A 21,422-nucleotide genomic window follows, 5' to 3' on the forward strand; every position below is an offset into this window, starting at 1 on the left:
GCGGCGCTGATATCAATCCTGCGAGTGCCCACACAGATTGTCTGATAAATTGTTAAAGAGCGTTGCGGTAAGCACCCGGAGGCGTTACTGCGAGGTGGCGTATATTACGCTTTCCTCTTTCAGAGTCAACCCCTTAATCAGGAATTTTCTCTTCATCTTTCAGCACGCTGAGCGTTTGCTCGTTGCCGTTCGATGGAGGCGCATTATAGGGATGCGCCGTGGGAAGGCAAGCATAAATCTGAACTTTTTTATCAACCGCTGAAACTTCGTGCAGAACGCTGCTTTTTAGCCCTGTTTGATGCGCGCAGGCAGGTCAGCGAGGCTGTTAATCACCCAATCGGCTGCTTTTTCGCCCTCTTCCGTTACCGGCTTCCCGCTGCGAACCAACACCTTTGTACCTACACCTGCCGCTTTGCCTGCCAGCATGTCATCAATTTTATCGCCAACCATATAAGAAGCGGCCATATCGATGTTCAGTTCTTTCTCCGCTGCCAGCAGCATACCCGGTTCGGGTTTGCGGCAGTCGCACTGCTGGCGATACTCTTCTACTACTGCTTCAGGATGATGCGGGCAGAAATAGATGCCATCCAGATCGATATCGCGGTCAGCGAGCGACCAGTCCATCCATTCGGTCAACTTCATAAAGGTATCTTCAGAGAACATGCCGCGCGCGATACCAGACTGATTGGTCACCATCACCAGCGCGTAGCCCATCTTTTTCAGTTCCTGCATCGCCTCAATAACGCCATCTATAAACTGAAAGTTGTCGATCTCATGGACGTAACCATGATCCACATTCATCGTGCCATCACGATCCAGAAATATGGCGGGGACTTTGTCTGTCACGTAGAAACTCCTGCTACTAATGTTGCCGTAGAGTATCGCATGATTGCGTGTAGGGTGAGAACGGCAGTTTGAATGACTTTGATTGATTTAGCCATCTGGATGCCTTAACATCCAATCGCCTGCCCCTGGGCGAGGCACTCATTACACGCCACGGATAACTGCACTACGATAATAAAATGATAAAACTTAACTCTATCACTAAAGTGTTCCAGCAGGGGACGCGCACAATCACAGCGCTGTCTGATGTCAGCCTGCACGTGCCTGCCGGACAAATTTATGGCGTTATTGGCGCCTCGGGTGCCGGGAAAAGTACCCTGATCCGCTGCGTTAACCTGCTTGAGCGCCCAACCTCTGGCAAAGTCCTGGTTGACGATCAGGAGCTGACCAGCCTGTCAGAAAGCGAGCTGACTCAGGCTCGTCGCCAGATTGGCATGATTTTCCAACATTTTAACCTGATGAATTCACGCACCGTGGCTGGCAACGTTGCCCTGCCGCTGGAGCTGGGAAAACTGTCACGCGGCGAGATTGCCGCACGGGTAAAAGAGCTGCTTGAGCTGGTTGGTCTGGCTGATAAGCACGATTCCTGGCCCGCTAACCTCTCCGGTGGGCAAAAGCAGCGCGTGGCCATTGCCCGTGCGCTGGCCACCAATCCAAAAGTCTTGCTGTGTGATGAAGCCACCAGCGCGCTGGATCCGGCGACCACCCGTTCAATCCTTGAATTACTGAAAGACATTAACCGTCGCCTGGGCATCACCATTTTACTGATCACGCATGAGATGGACGTGGTGAAACGTATTTGCGATCAGGTTGCGGTTATCAGTAACGGGCAGTTGATTGAACAGGACACGGTTAGCGAAGTGTTCTCCCATCCCAAGACGCCTCTGGCACAGAAGTTTATCCAGTCCACGCTGCATCTGGATATTCCGGAAGATTACAGCCTGCGTCTCTCTGCGGAGAATAAGCCCGGAAGCGTACCTTTATTGCGTCTGGAATTTACCGGCCAGTCTGTGGATGCCCCGCTGCTCTCCGAGTCGGCTCGCCGTTTCAACGTGAATAACAATATTATCAGTGCCCAGATGGATTACGCTGGTGGCGTGAAGTTCGGCATCATGCTGACCGAGATGCATGGCACCGAGGCCGACACGCAGGCGGCAATTACGTTCCTGAAAGAGCATCATGTAAAGGTTGAGGTATTAGGTTATGTCTGAGGCAATGATCCTTCTTCTCTGCCGGGGTGTCTGGGAGACGCTGGTGATGACCTTTGTCTCGGGCTTCTTTGGCTTCGTGCTGGGTTTACCACTTGGCGTTCTGCTTTATGTCACCCGTCCGGGACAGATTATTGAAAGCCGTTCTCTTTACCGCTTTCTCTCTGCGGTGGTGAACATCTTCCGCGCCATTCCTTTTATTATTCTGCTGGTCTGGATGATCCCCTTCACGCGCATGATTGTAGGGACATCGATTGGTTTGCAGGCCGCTATTGTGCCGCTGACCATCGGCGCTGCGCCCTTTATTGCCCGCATGGTTGAGAATACGCTGCTGGAACTGCCAACCGGTCTGATTGAGGCTTCCCGCGCAATGGGCGCCACGCCGCTGCAAATTGTGAAAAAAGTCCTGCTGCCGGAAGCGCTGCCAGGCCTGATTAACGCCGCGACTATTACGCTGATTACTCTGGTTGGTTACTCTGCAATGGGCGGTGCCGTGGGCGCCGGTGGTCTGGGGCAGATCGGTATTCAGTATGGTTATATCGGCTATAACGCAACGGTGATGAATACGGTATTAGTGTTGTTAGTTGTTTTAGTGTATTTGATTCAATTCTGTGGCGACCGCATTGCACGTGCTGTCACACATAAATAACAGCTCATTGAAATTAAGGAAGGGATATGTCTTTTAACTTTAAAACATTTGCCGCTGTGGGCGCGCTGATTGGTACTTTGGCGCTGGTAGGTTGCGATCAGAAAGAGAAAGATCCAAACCATATTAAAGTAGGGGTGATTGTGGGTGCCGAGCAGCAGGTTGCTGAAGTGGCTAAGCAGGTTGCCAAAGATAAATATGGTCTGGACGTTGAGTTGGTCACCTTTAACGATTACGTGTTGCCGAATGAAGCGCTGAGCAAAGGCGACATCGATGTTAACGCTTTCCAGCACAAGCCTTATCTCGATCAGCAGATCAAAGATCGTGGCTACAAGCTGGTGACTGTCGGCAACACCTTCGTTTACCCGATTGCTGGCTACTCGAAAAAAATCAAATCGCTGGACGAGCTGCAAAACGGCGCGCAGGTTGCTATTCCTAACGATCCAACCAACCTGGGGCGTTCACTGCTGCTGTTGCAGAAAGTGGGCCTGATCAAACTGAAAGAGGGCACCGGCCTGCTGCCAACCTCTCTGGATGTGGTTGAGAACCCGAAGAACATCAAGCTGGTTGAGCTGGAAGCTCCTCAACTGCCACGCTCGCTGGACGACCAGCAGATCGCGCTGGCTGTTATCAACACCACCTATGCCAGCCAGATCAATCTGACGCCGGCAAAAGATGGCATTTTTGTTGAAGATAAAGATTCGCCTTACGTGAACATGATTGTGGCGCGTGAAGATAACAAAGATGCAGAAAACGTGAAGAAATTCGTTCAGGCCTACCAGTCTGACGAAGTGAACGATGCCGCTAACAAGATTTTCAATGGCGGTGCCGTTAAAGGCTGGTAAGCGGGTCTTTATGCAGTTAACACTGCGGCCCCTCTTTCCACAGCGCAAAAGCGGGCTTATGCCCGCTTTTGCCTTCTTAAGCGCTTGTTATTTCCCCGAAGGCTTGTTTCAATAACGCCCACTTTATCCGAACCAGAGGATTGTCCCATGCGTGTTTTACCGCTCTGTTTGTTAGCCCTCTCGCTGACAGGGTGTTCGTTGCTGCATAAGCCTTATAAGCCTGTCGAACCCTTTAAGAAGACAACACAAACTCAGTCCGGAGCCAGTAAACCGCAGCCACGCCCTGTGCCGGTAAAGTTGTATACGGATGCCGGCGATCTGGTCAGCAAGCCGTTCCGCGACCTGGGTGAAGTGTATGGTGATGATTGTCAGGCAACGGCACAAAGCTCGCCGCCAAATCTCAATACCGCCCGTAAAAGAATGCAGATCCGCGCGTCAAACATGAAGGCGAATGCGGTACTGGTCCATCAGTGTGAAGTCGTCAGCAATGCTCAGGGCTGCTACCGTCAGGCCGTATGTCAGGGTTCTGCACTGAAAGTTTCCAATCAATGAGTGAATTTTCCTTCCAGCAAATCGGCACCATACACTCCCCCTGGAAGGAGAAGTTTGCCGTTCCCCGTCAGCCAGGTCTGATTCAGGATGGCGGCGGAGAGCTTCATCTTTGCGCGCCCTACAATCAGCCTGAAGCCGTTCGCGGACTGGAAGCGTTCAGTCATCTGTGGCTGCTTTTTGTTTTTCATCAGACCATGGAGGGCGGCTGGCGGCCAACCGTTCGCCCTCCCAGGCTGGGCGGTAATGCGCGGATGGGCGTTTTTGCCACACGTTCTACCTTCCGGCCAAACCCCATTGGGATGTCGCTGGTGGAACTGAAAGGCGTCCGCACAGAAAAAGGCGCCGTGGTGCTGGAACTGGGGAGCCTGGACCTGGTGGACGGCACCCCGGTCGTCGACATTAAGCCTTACCTGCCCTTTGCCGAAGCCCTACCGGAAGCGCGGGCAGGCTTTGCCCAACAGGCTCCGGAAGCGGCCATGCCGGTAACGTTTTCACCCCAGGCTCAGCAACAGCTTGCGCTCTATGGCAGGCAGTACCCGCATCTGGAACGCTTTATCACTCAGGTTCTGGCGCAGGACCCGCGCCCCGCTTACCGAAAAGGGGAAGAGCCGGAACGTGAGTATGCCGCCTGGCTGCTGGATTTCAACGTACGCTGGTGCGTTAACGCCACGGGAACCGTGGTGATTGCGCTCGATCCCCGTTAATTTGTTACCCTGCATCTTTTGACTCTTCGGACACGCTGGTACACTAGCCGTCAGAATTTTTTTTTGCCCTGCTGTCTTTGTATAGCTTTCCGCATAAATGGAATCGTAACTCATGCGTACTACTCAATATCTGCTCTCCACCCAAAAGGAGACGCCTGCCGACGCAGAAGTGATCAGCCACCAGCTGATGCTGCGTGCCGGGATGATCCGTAAGCTGGCCTCTGGGTTATATACCTGGTTGCCAACCGGCCTGCGCGTTCTGAAAAAAGTTGAAAACATCGTGCGTGAAGAGATGAACAACGCCGGTGCGATTGAGATCTCCATGCCGGTGGTACAGCCAGCCGATCTCTGGCAGGAAAGTGGACGTTGGGAACAGTATGGCCCGGAGCTGCTGCGCTTCGTAGATCGTGGCGATCGACCTTTCGTACTCGGTCCAACGCATGAAGAGGTGGTGACCGATCTGATCCGTAACGAGCTTAGCTCTTACAAACAGCTGCCGCTGAACGTGTTCCAGATCCAGACTAAATTCCGTGATGAAGTCCGCCCACGTTTTGGCGTGATGCGTTCACGTGAATTCATCATGAAAGATGCCTACTCTTTCCACGCATCGCAGGAGTCTTTACAGGCCACCTACGATGATATGTACCGCGCCTACAGCCAGAGCTTCAGGCGGATGGGGTTAGATTTCCGTGCGGTGCAGGCTGATACCGGTTCTATCGGCGGCAGCGCATCACATGAGTTCCAGGTGCTGGCACAGAGCGGCGAAGACGATGTGGTTTTCTCTACCGACTCTGACTACGCAGCCAATATTGAGTTTGCCGAAGCGGTAGCGCCTGCGGGCGGGCGTGCCGATGCCCGTCAGGAGATGCAGCAGATTGATACGCCAGAGGCGAAAACCATCGCGGCGCTGGTCGAGCAGTTCAACCTGCCCATTGAGAAAACCGTAAAAACGCTGATGGTGAAAGCGACCAAAGAGAGCGGCCATTCGCTGGTTGCCTTGCTGGTTCGTGGCGATCATGAACTCAACGAAATTAAAGCTGAAAAGCTTGATCTGGTTGCTGCCCCGCTCACCTTCGCTACCGAAGAGGAGATCCGCGCTGTCGTTGGTGCCGGCCCTGGCTCACTGGGTCCGGTTGGCCTGACGATGCCTGTTGTTATTGATCGCAGCGTCGCGGTAATGAGTGACTTCTGTGCAGGCGCTAACATTGACGGCAAGCATTTTACCGGCATCAACTGGCTGCGTGATTTACCTTTACCGCACGTGGCGGATATTCGTAACGTAGTGGAAGGCGATGCCAGTCCGGATGGGAAAGGGACGTTGCAGATCAAACGCGGCATCGAAGTGGGCCATATCTTCCAGTTGGGTACCAAGTACTCAGAAGCGATGAAGGCCTCTGTGCAGGGTGAAGATGGGCGCAATCAGATCCTGATGATGGGCTGCTACGGCATCGGCATTACCCGCATTGTAGCGGCGGCGATCGAGCAGAATCACGACGATCGCGGCATTATCTGGCCTGCTGCCCTGGCCCCGTTCCAGGTTGCGATTTTGCCTATGAACATGCATAAATCTTTCCGCGTGAAGGAGCTGGCAGAAGAGCTTTATGCTCAGCTGCGTGCCAAAGGCATTGAGGTGATCCTGGACGATCGTAAAGAGCGCCCTGGCGTGATGTTTGCCGATATGGAACTGATTGGCGTGCCGCACACCATCGTGATTGGCGACCGCAATCTCGACAGCGAAGAGATTGAGTACAAATCCCGTCGTGAAGGCGAGAAGCGCATGATCAAAACCAGCGAAATCCTTGATTTCCTGGTAGCTGAAATCAACGGCTAACATGCTCACTCCCTGACATCGAGGGAGGGAAAAGCAGAGAGTAAAACGGGGCGGCTGATACTTAAGCCGCCCCGTTTATTTCAGGCTGGTTATGCAGTGGGTACGGTTACCCGGCTCCGCAGGATTCAGCGTTCAGCACCGCCCCGACATCCGTTATCAGTGGCTACCTGTTCACCAGAAGCTCTTCTTTAACGCCACGATCAAATTTGTACCGGTGCCAGTCGGTAGCTGTTAGCAGTTTCGATGGGGTTCCCGTGGGTATCCATCATCTCCAGTCCACTTTCCAGCGGGCGGAAATAGCGTTTCTCTCCCTGGTCTGAAACCAGCACCAATTTTTCAGCGGTTCTGCTCCAGCGTCCCTGCTGCCGGGTCTGAACATTATCGGAACCGAGGTACTTCTGGTTCAGGCTGTAGCGCCCACCCTGCTGAAGCAGCAACGTCACCTCTATACCTTCGCAATCGGCACAGGGGATAACCCCTTTAAATTGTTGCACCGTCGTTTCTGGCCTCTGGCTGGCAGAGACAGAGTCGTGATTCTGGCAGCCGAGAAGTGAGCCAAAAGAGAGTGTTACCAGCATCGCTATAACAATTTTTTTCACACAGCCTCTCCGTTTTGTCAGGGTTATTCCGGCGTGCCGCGCATTTTGCCGCGCAGTGACTTGGTTGAGGCCTTACGCGCCTTTCCTTCAAGCCGGCGTTTCTTTGATGCCAGCGTCGGGCGCGTGGCCCGCCGCGTTTTCTCAACCACGGTCAGTTCCTGGATCAAATTCTCCAGCCGCCTGAGCGCCGCTTCCCGGTTCATCTCCTGGCTGCGGTACTCCTGCGCTTTGATGATCACCACCCCTTCCGGCGTTATCAGGTGATGGCTGGCCGCCAGCAGTTTTTCTTTATAGAACTCCGGCAGGCTGGAGGCGCGGATATCGAAGCGCAGATGAATGGCGGTCGAGCTTTTATTGACGTTTTGTCCGCCGTTGCCCTGCGCCCTGATAGCCGTCAGCTCCAGTTCACCGTCAGGAATTGTGACGTTGCGTGACAAAATAATCATGCCAGCTTGCCGTTAATCAGCCAGTCCGTAAAGCGCAGCTCCAGATGATTTTGATCGTCGGAGAGCCAGATCGTGCCATCCTGAATGGTCGCCTGTAAGGTCATAGAGCGCGAAGCCAGCCGGGTCAACGCTTTAAGCTGCTCATCATCCAGGAACCGTACCGTCAGATTATCCTGCTGGGCGAGTTTGCTCTGGTTCTGCTGCCACCAGATCTGCGCTGCACGTCCATTATAGGTATATAACACTACGCTGGCTGAGCGATTACAGGCTCTTTTCACCCTTCTCTCTTCCGGCAGGCCCAGCTCAACCCAAACCTCAATACCATTATGATCGTTAAGCAGCCAGATCTCTGGCTCATCTTCCGCGCTTAACCCGCGGGTAAAGGTCAATCGTTCATGCGCGTTTACCAGCCACGCCAGCAGCCGCAGCATCAGCCGCTCCTCGGTTTCAGAAGGGTGCCGGGCCAGGGTCAGGCTGCTGTCGAGAAAAACATTTCTGTCCATATCTGCAACGTTTACCGTCGCTTTATAAATGGTCGCTTTAAGTGCCATGGGGTTCCTTATCGTCAATACCTGCCATTGTAACCCGTTGAGAGAGCAAATCACTCGCCGGTGGGCTGATTTCCCGCAAAAGCCTGTGTTATAGTCGTTAAATAGCAACCCTGGGTGAGGTGCACATGCAAAAGTATTGTGAATTAGTTCGCCGTAAGTACGCTGAAATCGGCAGCGGCGATCTGGGATACGTGCCGGACGCATTAAGTTGCGTCCTGAAAGCACTCGATGAGGTAGCGGCAAATTCAGAGCTACCCTCTTCTGTCAGGGAACAGGCAGCCTTTGCTGCTGCAAACTTATTGGTGAGCGATTATGTTAATGAATGAAGTCTACAAACCGATAAACTGCGATGATTATGACAACCTCGAACTCGCCTGCCAGAACAGCTGGACGCTGACGCTGGAACTGAAAGATGGTGAAAAACTGAAGGCGAAAGCGACTGATATGGTGTCACGCAAAAACGTGGAATATCTCGCCATCGATCTTTCCGGTGAAGTCCGTGAGCTGCGGCTGGACCATATCGCCAGCTTCAGCCATCCCGACTTAGGCACTGTCGTCGTCAGCGAATCTGACTAATCTTCCGGGCGGAATAAATTCCGCCCCTGCCCTTCTCAGGGTTGCAAAGTGGCATAATAAGCCGCCAAATCGTCAATATCTCCGTCACTCAGCCCCGCGACAAACGCCTTCATGACCTCTGCCTGACCACCGTTGCGCTCCCCTTTCTTGTAAGCCTGTAAAGCATGGGCCAGATAGGCAGCATTCTGCCCGGCAAGATGCGGGTAAAGCGGCACGCTGGCCTTTCCTGCTGCACCATGACAGGCCTGACAGGCGCTGGCTTTTTGCTGCCCTGCCTGCACATTGCCTGCGGCCCAGGATACACCAGGCACGATTAACGCCATCATTAACACGACTCTTTTCATTTTATTGCTGTTCCTTGTTCCAGCTAAGGTGCCAGCAGGAATAGTTTTCCGGATCGCCTTCCCGGGTCACGAACACGCCTGCTGCGGCGATCAACCTGTCGCCATAAAAAAGTAAGGGGGTACGGTCTCGCTGCCAGGGTGGAACCCCTTTCTCCTGCCAGATTTTTTTCAGCGACCGACTGCCCGCCCGGTCCGTTAAATGGAATTTCCCCTGTGCCTGAAAGCGTACGCTCACCTCTTCATCTTTGAACGGTGCGCGAACCTTCATGCCCTCTTTATTCCACTGCAACCACCCTAAGTTCTGAGGAAGAGCGAGCGTTTTTTCTTCCTGGGGCCAGGGCAGCACCAGCCCGGCCACCGGCTGATTTACCGCCAGCCAGTAAAGCCTGTCGCGAAAGCGGCGGACTTCAAACTGCCCCAGCCGCACGCAGGGTTCTGCATCTTCCCGACTACAGGCCACTTCCTGCCAGATGCGGACAAGCGCCTCACGCGAAGGCATCAGGCCATGCTGTAACGCTATCCAGCGCCGGATCAGCGCAGCACGCCGCGCCTCACTCATCGCCAGCAGAGGAGGCCAGGCCAGGCCATTTTCACTGTCCACCAGTTCGCGCAGGGAATCTGCCAGTAGCTCGTCTAACAGCTGCTCCTGTTCAGCGCAAAGCGCGGCGCTGCGTGCTGCGGCCTGCGAAAAATGCGGCCAGCGGCTGACCAGCTGTGGGATCACGGTTTGCCGCAAAAAGTTGCGATCAAAACGGGTATCCTGATTGCTGTCATCCTCTATCCAGCTCAGCGCATGCTCTGCGGCCCAGGCCTCCAGCTGTTGACGGGTAAGAGAGAGCAGAGGCCTGAGCAATCTTTGGCCGGGGGAAAAGGATTCAGCCGCCATGCCAGATAATCCTGCTGGTCCGCTGCCGCGCTTCAGTGCCAACAGCAAAGTTTCACACTGATCGTCCTGATGCTGGGCAGTCAGCAAACACTCCGCAGGCCGCAGATGCTGAGTAAAAGCCTGATAACGCGCCGCCCGCGCGGCTGCCTCAATCCCTTTTCCTTTTGGAGCCAGCGTTACGCGAGCCACCACCAGCTCCACCTGCCAGCGACTGCACTGCTGCTGACAATGCTCCACCCAGCTGTCCGCCAGAGGATTCAGACCATGATGAATATGAATTGCGCGGATGTGCAGTTCGGGACGCTGCTCACGCAGCTTCACCAATTGGTGCAGCAATACGGTGGAATCCAGCCCACCGCTGTACCCAACCAGCAGTTGCTGGTGGCCATGGAGATGATGGGCAAGAGAATGCAGTGGCATGAAATTTCCGTAAAAATTGGCAACCCGGCCAGACCTGACCGGGTCAGAATGGCACTATCTTACGCCTGATACAGCTCCAGCGGCAAACCATCCGGATCGGAGAAGAAGGTGTAGCGCTTGTCGGTTACCGGATCGATACGCACCGGCTCGCAGGCCACGCCGTGTGCTTCCAGATGCTGTTTCGCAGCGTCAACGTCATCCACGCTGAAAGCCAGGTGGCGCAGGCCGCAGGCTTCAGGCTGCGTAGGACGCGCTGGCGGAAAGGGAAAGGAGAAAAGCTCAATAGTGTATTCACCATTCAGAGCCAGATCCCCTTTCCAGGAGTCACGCGCTTCACGGTACACTTCGCCCATCAGGGTGAACCCCAGGATGTCACAATAGAAGGCCTTACTGACCTGATATTGCTCGGTAATAATGGCGATATGGTGAACCTTTTTAAGACCTAACATAATAATTCCTTGATAATGGCTTCCATGCCCTACCTTACGCAGCCGCTCCGGCGCCCACAATGGCACAATTCTGGATTTAGTCCGCTTTCAGTACCCGCACCAGGTACTGCCCTTCATCGGTCAGGGTTGCGCCGTGAATATCCGTTTCGAAACCGGGGTAATGTCGGCCAATAGTGCAAAGCATCAGCAGGAAATCGAGCACGGCCCGACTCTCTTCCGTGATCATCTCTCCTGGCATCACCACCGGCACCCCTGGCGGATAAGGCAGGATCATATTGGCAGAGACGCGGCCCACCATCCTGGCGATATCGACCGTTTCAACGTTGCCTTTTACCTGTTGCTGAAACATCTGATGCGGTGTCATTTTCATCTCTGGCAGTGTGGCAAAGGCCTGTAGCATCAGCCGCGGCAGATCGTGCTGGCGGATCAGCGTATGGATCCCCTGCGCCAGATCCTGAATGCGCATATTACGGTAGAAATCAGGATCCTCAGCGTAGAGATCCGGCAGCATGTTTTTAACGCGCAGATTAAGATCGTAAGCCCGCTTGAATTCGGTCAGCCCGCGCAGCACGCTCATGGCTTTGGTTTTATCAATGCCGATGCTGAACAGAAACAGCAGGTTATAGGGGCCGGTTTTTTCCACTACCACACCGCGTTCGTCCAGAAATTTAGCCACCAGCGCGGCAGGAATGCCCTGATCCGCCATCACGCCCTGCTCACTCATCCCCGGCGTCAGGATCGTCACCTTGATCGGATCCAGATACATATGATCAGCATCAGCGTCCATAAAGCCGTGCCACTCTTCATCTCCCGGCTGGATCGGCCAGCATTCCGGTTCATCTACCCCTTCCGGCTGCCAGATATCAAAGAACCAGCCGTCGGACTCTTCCCGCAGCCGCTGGACTTCGCGACGGAAATGCAGCGCGCGCTCAACCGAGCGGTTGATAAGCCGTTTGCCGGGGTTTCCTCGCAGCATAGCCGCTGCCGTCTCAATTGAAGCCACGATAGCGTAGTTGGGTGAGGTGGTGGTGTGCATCATGTAGGCTTCATTAAAGGTTTGCTCGTCGTAGTCCCCTTTAATATGGATCAACGAAGCCTGAGAAAAGGCAGCCAGCAGTTTGTGAGTCGACTGCGTTTCATAAATGACTTTTCCCGGCGTGCGCTCGCCGCTCATCCCGCTCAGACCAGCATAGATAGGATGGAAATTGGTATAAGGAACCCAGGCTGAATCAAAATGGATGGAAGGGACGTCCAGCGTCTCTTTAATATATTGGGTGTTATAGAGCAGCCCATCATAGGTGGAGTTAGTGATCACCGCATGAACCGGCCAGGTGGCCCGTTCCGTCTGGGCCACCTTCAGCGCGATGCTCTCTTTAGTGAATTCACGCTTAGGAATGCCGCCAAGAATACCCAGCGCATTGCGCGTAGGCTTCAGCCAGATGGGGATAATGTCGCTCATCATCAACAGATGGGTCAGAGACTTGTGGCAGTTACGGTCAATCAGCACCGTACTGCCTGCGGCGGCAGCGTACATCCCGACAATTTTGTTCGAGGTGGAGGTGCCATTAGTGACCATATAGCTCTGCTCCGCGCCAAACGTGCGCGCCACATACTCTTCGGCATCCAGGTGCGGGCCGGTATGGTCAAGCAGCGATCCCAGCTCGGTTACCGAAATAGAGACGTCAGCCTTCAGCGCATTCGCGCCAAAGAAATCATAAAATAGCGTGCCAACCGGGCTTTTCTGAAAGGCCGTCCCGGCCATATGTCCCGGCGTACAGAAGGTATATTTCCCCTCTTTCACATAGGTAAACAGCGCTTTGGTCAGCGGGGGGGTAATGGTGTCGATATATTCATTGGTGTACTGACGGATACGCTGGCCAATCTCTTCCGCTGCGCCCAGGCCGTATTCAAAGAACCAGATAGCCATGCGCAATTCATTGACGCTGACATCCATCGTGGAATGGGTATTGATAAACGCATAAAGCGGCAGGTATTCATTCAGCAGTTGAACCTCGCAGCATAAATCCATTCCGTGTTCATCCCAGTCAAAGATGACGCCACAGATGCGGGGATTATGCTCAATCAGCTTCAGCAGATCGTTGGCATCTTTTGGATAGATGGTCTGGAACCCCTGAGTGGCCAACGCCCCGTCCAGTTCACGGATGGGTTCATCTTTATAAAATGCGTTATGCGGTCCCATGATCGCGATGATATTCAATGCTTACCTCCTGGTAACAATGTTGCATGGGTAAGCATAGCGAAGATTGCTGCCTTGCAGGCGCAAAGTGTTCCAAAGCCCGGTCTTATCTCATCAGGTTACCGAAGGGGTAACCAGTAGCCACCAGCCAGAGAGCGCCAGACAGGGGCCGAACGGCAGCGGATTATCCTGCATGCTTCGCCCTGCCAGGCGTAATAGCAGAACAGCGAGTATCCCCATGAATGCAGCATAGAGCAGCAGTGTTGGCAAACGCTGCCAGCCACACCAGGCCCCTAAAGCTGCCAGCAGCTTGAGATCGCCATAGCCTAACCCTTCTTTTCCGGTTGCCAGCTTAAATCCCCAAAAGAGTAACCACAGAGAGAGATAGCCCGCAACGGCTCCGATAACGGCCTCGTTTAGCGGCACCAGCGCCCCCTTCAAATTCGTCAGCAGGCCCAGCCAAAGTAGCGGCAGGGTCAGGAGATCGGGTAACTGCATGTGCTGGATATCGATCGCTGTCAGCGCTATCAGCAGCCAGGTAGAGAGCGCGAGGGCAAACGCCGTTTCTCCCGGAGGCCAGCAGTACGCAATCCAGCCGCTGCACAGGGCGGCCACCAGCTCCACCAGCGGATAACGCCAGCTGATACGATGCTGGCAACGGTGACAACGGCCTTTTAGCAGGAGCCAACTCAACAGGGGAATAGTATGGTAAAAAGCCAGCGGGCTGCGACAGCACGGGCAGCAGGAACGGGGCAAAAACAGATTGAAGCGCGCCTGCCCCTTCTCTTCCGGCGGGAGCAGACCGGAGAGCTGAAGCCATTCTCTCTGCGCCTGTTGTTGCAGCATCACCGGCAGACGCCAGGTAACGCAGTTCACCACGCTGCCAGCCAGCAGACCCAGTCCACACATTGTTATCAGCCATAGTGACAGCGTCATCGCCTCTTCTCCCTGTGAGGTTCACAGGCCATCTTACCCCTTCTTATGGCAGAAAAAATAAGCCGGGTTAAAAACTGGAAGGCGTATTCCAGACTGTTTGCATGCCGGTTTTTTTGATGAAAAAAGAAGAGTAAGGAAGAGAAGGTTGTTAAGAACGAATAAAGAGATTATCGGCAGGCATATTGCTGGTGGCGGCGCATGACCCTGCGATCCGCTGTTTTCACTCGCGGCAGAGAGGGTGAACGGATAGCCATAAAAAAAGCGGGTTCTGAACAGGTTCTGGCGGAGATCGTTCCTCTCCGCCTTCACCCTTCAGAACCCGCCTTTGGCGGTTACGCCCCTGTCAGGCGTAGCCGTAGTTCATCAGACGCTGATAACGGCGATCTAACAGCTCTTCTTTGCTCAGCATATCAAGCTCAGCCAAATCAGCCAGCAGCTGCGCTTTCATCGATTCGCCAATAGCCAGCGGATTGCGATGCGCTCCGCCTAACGGCTCCGGAATAACCGTATCGATAAGCTTCAGCTCTTTCAGGCGCGGTGCAACTATGCCCATTGCCTCAGCAGCCAGCGGCGCTTTATCTGCGCTTTTCCACAGAATAGAAGCGCAGCCTTCCGGCGAAATGACCGAGTAGGTGCTGTATTGCAGCATGTTGACTTTGTCGCCCACGCCGATAGCCAGCGCCCCGCCGGAACCGCCTTCACCGATAACGGTGCAGATCACCGGCACTTTCAACCCTGACATCTCACGCAGGTTGCGTGCGATAGCCTCAGACTGCCCGCGCTCTTCAGCACCCACGCCCGGATAGGCGCCAGGCGTGTCGATGAAGGTGACGATTGGCATATTAAAACGCTCAGCCATCTCCATCAGACGCAGCGCCTTGCGGTAGCCTTCTGGTGCCGGCATCCCGAAGTTACGACGAATTTTCTCTTTGGTTTCGCGACCTTTCTGATGACCAATAATCATCACCGGGCGACCTTCCAGACGAGCAATACCGCCAACTATGGCTTTATCATCCGCATAGGCGCGATCGCCAGCCAGCTCGTCAAAATCAGTAAATACGTTGCGGACATAGTCCAGCGTGTAAGGGCGCAAAGGATGGCGCGCAAGCTGCGCGATCTGCCAGGCTCCCAAATCGGAGAAGATCTTGCGGGTCAGCTCTACGCTTTTTTCACGCAGACGCTGCACCTCTTCATCCAGATTAATATCCAGTTTTTCATCCTGACGGCCAACGGACTTGAGCGAATCAATCTTCGCTTCAAGTTCTGCGATTGGCTGTTCGAAATCCAGGTAATTAAGACTCATAATATTCCTGTTTTAGTCAAACTCCAGTTCCACCTGCTCCGACCCTATCAGCGACCGCAATTCATTTAATAAACGATCGCTGGGCGACACGCGCCACGCTGCGCCAAAGCGCAGCTTCGCCCGCGCATCCTCTCTCTGGTAGTAGAGATGTACCGGAATGGTCCCAGAACGATGGGGTTCCAGGGATTGACGGAGACGGTTCAAAAGCTGGTCATCAATTTGCCTGTCCGTCAGCGAGATAGCAAGCCCGCGAGCATATTTTTCACGGGCTTCATCAATGTCCATCACATCGCGGGCGGTCATTTTAAGCCCCCCGCTGAAGTCATCGAAGCTGACCTGTCCGCTGACGATCAGGATACGGTCTTTTTCCAGCAGATGCTGGAACTTGTCTAACGCATCTGTAAATAACATCACTTCAAGCCGACCAGAGCGGTCGTCCAGCGTACAGATGCCAATCCGGTTACCGCGTTTTGTTACCATCACGCGGGCCGCCACCACCAAACCGACAGCCATGGTCATTTTGCCACGCTCGGTTGGGTGCATGTCTTTCAGGCGCATTCCCCCCACGTAGCGCTCGATCTCTTTCAGATACTGATTGATCGGGTGCCCGGTTAAGTAAAGCCCTAATGTTTCTCTTTCGCCATCAAGCTGAACCTGCTCAGGCCACGGCGTGACGTCAGCGTACGATTTCTCAATGTGTTCCGGCTCTTCCGCCAGTACGCCAAACATATCTGCCTGGCCAATCGCCTCTGCTTTGGCGTGCTGATCCGCTGCCTTGAGCGCCTCTGGCAGCGCGCTCATCAGCGCGGCGCGATGCGGCCCCAGACGGTCAAACGCGCCAGACATAATCAGCTTCTCTAACACGCGGCGGTTCAGCTTTTTGGTATCCGTGCGGGCGCAGAGATCGAACAGCTCGCGGAAATAGCCATCCTGATTACGCGCTTCAATAATGGCTTCAATCGGGCCTTCACCCACGCCTTTAATCGCCCCGATACCGTATACGATTTCACCGTCATCATTAACGTGAAACTGGTACAGACCGGAGTTGATATCCGGCGGCAGCACTTTCAGCCCCATGCGCCAGCACTCATCCACCAGCCCCACCACCTTTTCGGTGTTATCCATATCGGCCGTCATTACCGCTGCCATAAACTCGGCCGGATAGTGAGCCTTCAGCCACAGCGTCTGATACGAGACCAGCGCATAGGCGGCGGAGTGGGATTTGTTAAAACCATAACCGGCAAATTTTTCTACCAGATCGAAGATTTTAACCGCAAGTTCACCATCAATGCCGCGAGACTTAGCACCATCTTCAAAGCCCCCGCGCTGCTTGGCCATCTCGACCGGGTTCTTTTTACCCATAGCGCGACGGAGCATATCTGCGCCGCCCAGGCTGTATCCCGCCAGCACCTGAGCAATCTGCATCACCTGTTCCTGATAGAGGATGATGCCATAGGTCGGCTCCAGCACCGGCTTCAGCGACTCATGCTGCCACTGAATATCGGGATAGGAGATCGCCTCACGCCCATGCTTACGGTCGATAAAGTTATCTACCATGCCGGACTGCAACGGGCCGGGACGGAACAGGGCCACCAGCGCGATCATATCCTCAAAGCAGTCGGGCTTAAGACGTTTAATCAGATCTTTCATGCCGCGCGATTCAAGCTGGAATACCGCTGTGGTTTCCGAGCGTTGCAGCATATCGAAACTTTTTTTATCTTCAAGCGGAATGGCTGCGATATCGATCGGCGGCTCACCCTGCTTTTTACGCCGGGCGTTAATCATCTCCAGCGCCCAGTCGATGATGGTCAGCGTGCGCAGGCCCAGGAAGTCAAACTTCACCAGCCCGGCATATTCCACATCATTCTTGTCAAACTGCGTAACCGGGTGATTACCGTTTTCATCGCAATAGAGCGGCGCGAAATCGGTGATTTGCGTAGGTGCGATAACCACACCCCCGGCGTGTTTACCGGCATTACGCGTCACGCCTTCCAGCTTACGCGCCATATCGATCAGCGCTTTAACTTCTTCATCAGCTTCGTAAATTTCCGGCAGCTGAGGCTCGGCGGCGAACGCCTTTTCCAGCGTCATACCCGGATCCGGCGGGATCAGTTTGGAGATGCGATCGACAAAGCCATAGGGATGGCCCAGCACGCGTCCAACGTCACGGATAACCGCTTTAGCCGCCATGGTACCGAAAGTGATGATTTGCGATACCGCTTTACGCCCGTACATCTCCGCCACATGCTCAATCACCAGATCGCGCTTTTCCATGCAGAAGTCGACGTCGAAGTCGGGCATCGAGACGCGCTCCGGGTTCAGGAAGCGTTCAAACAGCAGGTCGAACTCCAGCGGGTCGAGGTCGGTGATTTTCAGCGCGTAGGCCACCAGCGACCCGGCGCCTGAACCACGGCCAGGCCCTACAGGCACGTCGTTATCCTTGGACCACTGGATAAACTCCATCACAATCAGGAAGTAGCCAGGGAAGCCCATCTGGTTGATAACGTTAAGCTCAAGCTCAAGGCGTTCATCATATGCCGGGCGTTTTTCCGCGCGTATCGCTTCATCGGGGAACAGGAAGGCAAGACGCTCCTCCAGGCCTTCACGCGACTTCATTACCAGGAAGTCTTCGGTGCTCATATCCCCGGTAGGGAACTGTGGCAGGAAGTATTCACCCAGGCGGATGGTCACGTTACAACGCTTAGCAATCTCTACGCTGTTTTGCAGCGCTTCAGGGATATCCGAGAACAGCTCGCACATCTCCTCTTCCGTACGCAGATATTGCTGAGGACTGTAGTTTTTCGGACGTTTAGGATCGTCCAGCGTAAAGCCGTCATGGATCGCCACGCGAATTTCGTGCGCGTCGTAATCCTCCTCCTCCAGGAAACAGACCTCATTCGTGGCCACCACGGGAATGTCGTGCGCAATAGCCAGATCCACGGCAGCATGCACCCAGGTCTCTTCATCCGGACGCCCTGTACGGATCAATTCCAGATAGTAGCACTCCGGGAAATGCTCCTGATAGAAGGCCAGGCACTCTCCTACCTGCGCATGGTTGCCACGCAGCAGCATCTGGCCCACATCGCCGCGTCTGCCGCCTGAAAGCAGGATCAGCCCCTCTTTCAGTTCAATCAGCCAGTCACGATCGATAATGGGGCCGGCTGCGCCATAGCCACGCTGGTACGCTTTGGAGATCAACAGCGTCAGATTCTGGTAACCCGTGTTATTTGCTGCCAGCACCGTGAGCTGCGCAAGCTCGTCGCCCATCGCCTCAGAACTGACTTTGAAATCAGCGCCAATGATCGGTTTCATGCCCTGCGCATGCGCGCCGCCGTAGAATTTCACCAGGCCGCACAGGTTAAGGTAATCCGTAATCCCTATAGCGGGCATGCCCAGAGAGGCAGCTTTTTTCACCAACGGACCGGTTTTGGCTAGTCCATCTACCATGGAGTAGTCGCTGTGTACGCGTAAATGAATAAAACGAGGTTCGGCCATATCGGGATCCCACTTAAGACTGAGGGGTAAAAATTACAGAATCTGTCCGGCTGATGCCGCTACTTCCGCATCCAGTATCGCATTTCTCACCGGCGCAAAACTACGGCGGTGGTGCGGGGTGACGCCATGAAGCGCCAGCCTCTCCATATGCAGCGCAGTCGGATAACCTTTATGCTGGGCAAAGCCGTACTCGGGAAATTGCAGATCCAGCTCGGTCATCTCCCTGTCGCGCGTCACTTTCGCAATAATCGAGGCCGCGCTGATTTCACGCACCAGACTGTCGCCTTTTACCACGGCCTGAGAAGGCATGGGTAGCGCCGGGCAGCGATTACCATCAATCAGGACGAAATCAGGCGTGATATGGAGACCGGCCACCGCCCGCTGCATCGCCAGCATGGTGGCATGCAGAATATTAAGCTGGTCGATCTCTTCCGGCTCTGCGCGTCCCAGACTCCAGCTTAACGCTTTTTCAGTGATCTCATCAAACAGAGCCAGCCGGCGCTTTTCAGAGAGTTTTTTCGAGTCGGCCAGGCCGACAATAGGTCTGGCAGGATCGAGGATCACCGCAGCGGTAACAACTGCGCCAACCAGTGGCCCACGTCCCACTTCGTCCACGCCCGCAATGCAGGTCGCCACAGGATAGATAAAATCACTCATGGACAGAGTTCCAGTACGGCTGCCGCGGCCTGCTCATCGGCATTCCAGCGGATTTGATGATGAAGTTCAGTAAAGGTAGCCAGCAGCCGATCGCGGGTTTCGCCTTCGGCCAGCAATGGCGCCAGCGCGGCGGCAAGCTGCTCAGGCTGACACTCATCCTGCAACAGCTCTTTCACCAGTTCGCGCCCCGCCAGCAGATTTGGCAGCGACACGTAATCGGTTTTCACCAGTCGCTTTGCCAGCCAGAAGGTAAAGGGCTTCATGCGGTAACCCACTACCATCGGACACTTGGCAAGCATACACTCCAGCGCGGCGGTGCCTGAAGCCAGTAGGGCCGCATCGCTGGCGATCATCGCCTGTCGGCCTTTGCCATCCAGTAAATGCATGGGCAAATCCGGCGCCACTTCAGCCTTAATTCGTTCAAACTGTTCGCGGCGGCGTGGGTTAACCAGCGGCACCACGATTTCCAGATCCGGCCATTTTTCCCGCAGGATCACCGCCGTTCTCAGGAAATCCGCGCTGAGCATTTCAACTTCCGCATTGCGGCTGCCCGGCAGCAGAGCAAGGCAAGGTGTGCCCTCGGCTATCCCCAGCTCGCGTCGCGCTGCCTGTTTATCTGGCTGGATGGGCATTGCATCGGCCATGGTATGCCCGATGAAACGGCACGGCACGTTGAAGCGATCGTAGAAAGCTTTTTCAAACGGCAAAAAGGCCAGCACCAGATCGGTTGAGCGGCCAATTTTAAATACGCGCTTCTGTCGCCAGGCCCAGACAGAGGGACTGACGTAATGAATAGTGCGAATGCCCTTCTGCTTGAGGCGCCCTTCAAGCGTGATATTGAAATCGGGCGCATCAATGCCGACGAACACATCGGGTTGCAGCTCGGTAAAGCGCTGCGTCAAATCGCGGCGAATTTTCAGCAGCCGGGGCAGACGTTCAACCACCTCGACAATGCCCATCACCGCCAGCTCTTCCATCTCATACCAGGCTTCACAGCCTTCGGCCTGCATCAGCGGCCCCGCGACGCCCACAAAGCGGGTGTCCGGATGCTTCTCTTTCAGCGCGCGGATAAGACCGGCACCAAGAATATCGCCGGAGGTTTCTCCGGCGACAAGGGCAATCGTTAAAGGATGCTTTGGCATGAGTTAACGAATCAGACCTCGCGTGGAGCGCGTGAAGAAGTCGTAGAAAGGCTGCACTTCCGGATGCTGCCGTGCAATCTCTTCGATTTCCGGCTTAGCTTCGTCCAGCGTTTTACCGCTGCGATAAAGGATCTTATACGCATTACGGATCGCGTGCAGCGCTTCCTTGCTGTAGCCGCGACGTTGCAGGCCAACCAGGTTAATGCCAAATGGCGTAGCGTGGTTACCCTGGGCGATGACAAATGGCGGCACATCCTGAGCAACGCCAGAGCAGCCGCCAACCATCACGTGCGCGCCGATAATGCAGAACTGATGAACGGCTGTCATCCCACCAATAATGGCAAAATCATCCACTACCACATGCCCGCCCAGCGTTGCGTTATTGGCGAGGATACAGCGGTCGCCAATGATGCAGTCGTGGGCAATATGAGCATTGACCATCAACAGGTTATCGCTACCGACTTTGGTGAGTCCTTCAGCCTGAGCGGTACCACGATGAATGGTGACGCTCTCACGAATGCTGTTGCGGTCGCCCACCTCAACACGGGTTGGCTCTCCAGCGTATTTCAAATCCTGGTTAGCTTCACCGATAGTGGCGAACTGATAAATGGTATTGTCTTTGCCAATACGGGTATGACCATTGACCACAACGTGAGACTTGAGAACGGTACCTTCCCCAATTTCAACGTTTGCCCCAATAAAGCAGAAGGGGCCGATGTGGACGCGAGCACCAATAATGGCGCCCTCTTCAATGACGGAACTTGGATGGATTACAGCAGTTTCATCAATCAC

The 21,422-nt window shown here is 54.6% G+C and carries 22 protein-coding genes; 8 read left to right on the forward strand and 14 right to left on the reverse strand.

Features of this window, described 5'->3' with window-relative positions:
• Positions 1-285 precede the first annotated feature (285 nt).
• On the reverse strand, positions 286-846 hold the full coding sequence (gene gmhB / locus AAH450_RS11745; protein ID WP_342910401.1) for a D-glycero-beta-D-manno-heptose 1,7-bisphosphate 7-phosphatase: 561 nt from the start codon (positions 844-846) through the stop codon (positions 286-288).
• Positions 847-1,022: 176 nt separating this feature from the next.
• Between gmhB and metN the strand changes: the two genes are divergently transcribed.
• From metN to proS, 6 genes are all read left to right on the forward strand, one after another.
• A complete protein-coding gene (gene metN, locus AAH450_RS11750; RefSeq protein WP_318788910.1) occupies positions 1,023-2,054 on the forward strand; it encodes a methionine ABC transporter ATP-binding protein MetN in 1,032 nt (343 codons plus the stop codon).
• Positions 2,047-2,700, forward strand: coding sequence for a methionine ABC transporter permease MetI (locus AAH450_RS11755; protein ID WP_306207756.1), 654 nt, complete (start codon positions 2,047-2,049; stop codon positions 2,698-2,700). The genes metN and AAH450_RS11755 overlap by 8 nt, the downstream gene beginning before the upstream one ends.
• Positions 2,701-2,726: 26 nt before the next feature.
• Positions 2,727-3,542, forward strand: a complete 816-nt coding sequence (locus AAH450_RS11760) for a MetQ/NlpA family lipoprotein (protein WP_318788909.1) — start codon at positions 2,727-2,729, stop codon at positions 3,540-3,542.
• Between the two features lie 147 nt (positions 3,543-3,689).
• Positions 3,690-4,094 carry an Rcs stress response system protein RcsF gene (gene rcsF, locus AAH450_RS11765; protein ID WP_342910402.1) on the forward strand — a complete coding sequence of 135 codons (405 nt, stop codon included), beginning with the start codon at positions 3,690-3,692 and terminating at the stop codon, positions 4,092-4,094.
• Positions 4,091-4,798 carry a tRNA (N6-threonylcarbamoyladenosine(37)-N6)-methyltransferase TrmO gene (tsaA, locus tag AAH450_RS11770; RefSeq protein WP_342910403.1) on the forward strand — a complete coding sequence of 236 codons (708 nt, stop codon included), beginning with the start codon at positions 4,091-4,093 and terminating at the stop codon, positions 4,796-4,798. The genes rcsF and tsaA overlap by 4 nt, the downstream gene beginning before the upstream one ends.
• Positions 4,799-4,910: 112 nt before the next feature.
• A complete protein-coding gene (gene proS / locus AAH450_RS11775; RefSeq protein ID WP_342910404.1) occupies positions 4,911-6,629 on the forward strand; it encodes a proline--tRNA ligase in 1,719 nt (572 codons plus the stop codon).
• Between the two features lie 200 nt (positions 6,630-6,829).
• On the opposite strand, the gene AAH450_RS11780 is transcribed toward proS, so the two are convergent.
• From AAH450_RS11780 to AAH450_RS11790, 3 genes are read right to left on the reverse strand one after another with little or no spacing between them, the layout of a single operon-like run.
• Positions 6,830-7,228: a copper resistance protein NlpE N-terminal domain-containing protein gene (locus AAH450_RS11780; RefSeq protein WP_342910405.1), complete on the reverse strand. Its 399-nt coding sequence runs from the start codon at positions 7,226-7,228 to the stop codon at positions 6,830-6,832.
• A gap of 23 nt (positions 7,229-7,251) precedes the next feature.
• Complete coding sequence (gene arfB, locus AAH450_RS11785) at positions 7,252-7,674, reverse strand: alternative ribosome rescue aminoacyl-tRNA hydrolase ArfB (protein WP_318788904.1); 423 nt, start codon at positions 7,672-7,674, stop codon at positions 7,252-7,254.
• Entirely contained in the window at positions 7,671-8,225 is a 555-nt protein-coding gene (locus tag AAH450_RS11790) for a YaeQ family protein (protein WP_342910406.1), read from the reverse strand. Before AAH450_RS11790 ends, arfB begins: the two co-directional genes overlap by 4 nt.
• A 125-nt stretch (positions 8,226-8,350) precedes the next feature.
• Between AAH450_RS11790 and AAH450_RS11795 the strand changes: the two genes are divergently transcribed.
• Both AAH450_RS11795 and rof read left to right on the forward strand, forming a co-directional pair.
• The gene (locus AAH450_RS11795) at positions 8,351-8,551 is read left to right on the forward strand and encodes a YaeP family protein (RefSeq protein WP_318788902.1); all 201 of its coding nucleotides are present in this window, start codon (positions 8,351-8,353) and stop codon (positions 8,549-8,551) included.
• A complete protein-coding gene (gene rof, locus AAH450_RS11800; protein WP_342910407.1) occupies positions 8,538-8,801 on the forward strand; it encodes a Rho-binding antiterminator in 264 nt (87 codons plus the stop codon). The genes AAH450_RS11795 and rof overlap by 14 nt, the downstream gene beginning before the upstream one ends.
• A gap of 35 nt (positions 8,802-8,836) precedes the next feature.
• On the opposite strand, the gene AAH450_RS11805 is transcribed toward rof, so the two are convergent.
• The 10 genes from AAH450_RS11805 to lpxA all read right to left on the reverse strand — a co-directional run bounded on the left by AAH450_RS11805 (position 8,837) and on the right by lpxA (position 21,422).
• Positions 8,837-9,145 (reverse strand): c-type cytochrome, encoded by a 309-nt coding sequence (locus AAH450_RS11805; protein WP_342910408.1) that lies wholly within the window; start codon positions 9,143-9,145, stop codon positions 8,837-8,839.
• A 1-nt stretch (position 9,146) separates the two neighbouring features.
• Positions 9,147-10,451 carry a tRNA lysidine(34) synthetase TilS gene (gene tilS / locus AAH450_RS11810; protein ID WP_342910409.1) on the reverse strand — a complete coding sequence of 435 codons (1,305 nt, stop codon included), beginning with the start codon at positions 10,449-10,451 and terminating at the stop codon, positions 9,147-9,149.
• A gap of 59 nt (positions 10,452-10,510) precedes the next feature.
• On the reverse strand, positions 10,511-10,900 hold the full coding sequence (locus AAH450_RS11815; RefSeq protein WP_342910410.1) for a VOC family protein: 390 nt from the start codon (positions 10,898-10,900) through the stop codon (positions 10,511-10,513).
• 76 nt (positions 10,901-10,976) lie between these two features.
• Entirely contained in the window at positions 10,977-13,118 is a 2,142-nt protein-coding gene (locus AAH450_RS11820; RefSeq protein ID WP_342910411.1) for a lysine decarboxylase LdcC, read from the reverse strand.
• 93 nt (positions 13,119-13,211) lie between these two features.
• Positions 13,212-14,033, reverse strand: coding sequence for a prepilin peptidase (locus AAH450_RS11825; RefSeq protein WP_342910412.1), 822 nt, complete (start codon positions 14,031-14,033; stop codon positions 13,212-13,214).
• A gap of 343 nt (positions 14,034-14,376) precedes the next feature.
• On the reverse strand, positions 14,377-15,336 hold the full coding sequence (accA, locus tag AAH450_RS11830; RefSeq protein ID WP_306207787.1) for an acetyl-CoA carboxylase carboxyl transferase subunit alpha: 960 nt from the start codon (positions 15,334-15,336) through the stop codon (positions 14,377-14,379).
• Positions 15,337-15,348: 12 nt separating this feature from the next.
• Positions 15,349-18,831: a DNA polymerase III subunit alpha gene (gene dnaE / locus AAH450_RS11835; protein WP_342910413.1), complete on the reverse strand. Its 3,483-nt coding sequence runs from the start codon at positions 18,829-18,831 to the stop codon at positions 15,349-15,351.
• A 33-nt stretch (positions 18,832-18,864) separates the two neighbouring features.
• Positions 18,865-19,488, reverse strand: a complete 624-nt coding sequence (rnhB, locus tag AAH450_RS11840) for a ribonuclease HII (RefSeq protein ID WP_342910414.1) — start codon at positions 19,486-19,488, stop codon at positions 18,865-18,867.
• The gene (gene lpxB, locus AAH450_RS11845) at positions 19,485-20,630 is read right to left on the reverse strand and encodes a lipid-A-disaccharide synthase (protein ID WP_342910415.1); all 1,146 of its coding nucleotides are present in this window, start codon (positions 20,628-20,630) and stop codon (positions 19,485-19,487) included. The genes rnhB and lpxB overlap by 4 nt, the downstream gene beginning before the upstream one ends.
• A gap of 3 nt (positions 20,631-20,633) precedes the next feature.
• Positions 20,634-21,422 carry an acyl-ACP--UDP-N-acetylglucosamine O-acyltransferase gene (gene lpxA, locus AAH450_RS11850; protein WP_342910416.1) on the reverse strand — a complete coding sequence of 263 codons (789 nt, stop codon included), beginning with the start codon at positions 21,420-21,422 and terminating at the stop codon, positions 20,634-20,636.

This window comes from Erwinia magellanica, from assembly GCF_039023495.1.
Classification (GTDB): Bacteria; Pseudomonadota; Gammaproteobacteria; order Enterobacterales; family Enterobacteriaceae; genus Erwinia.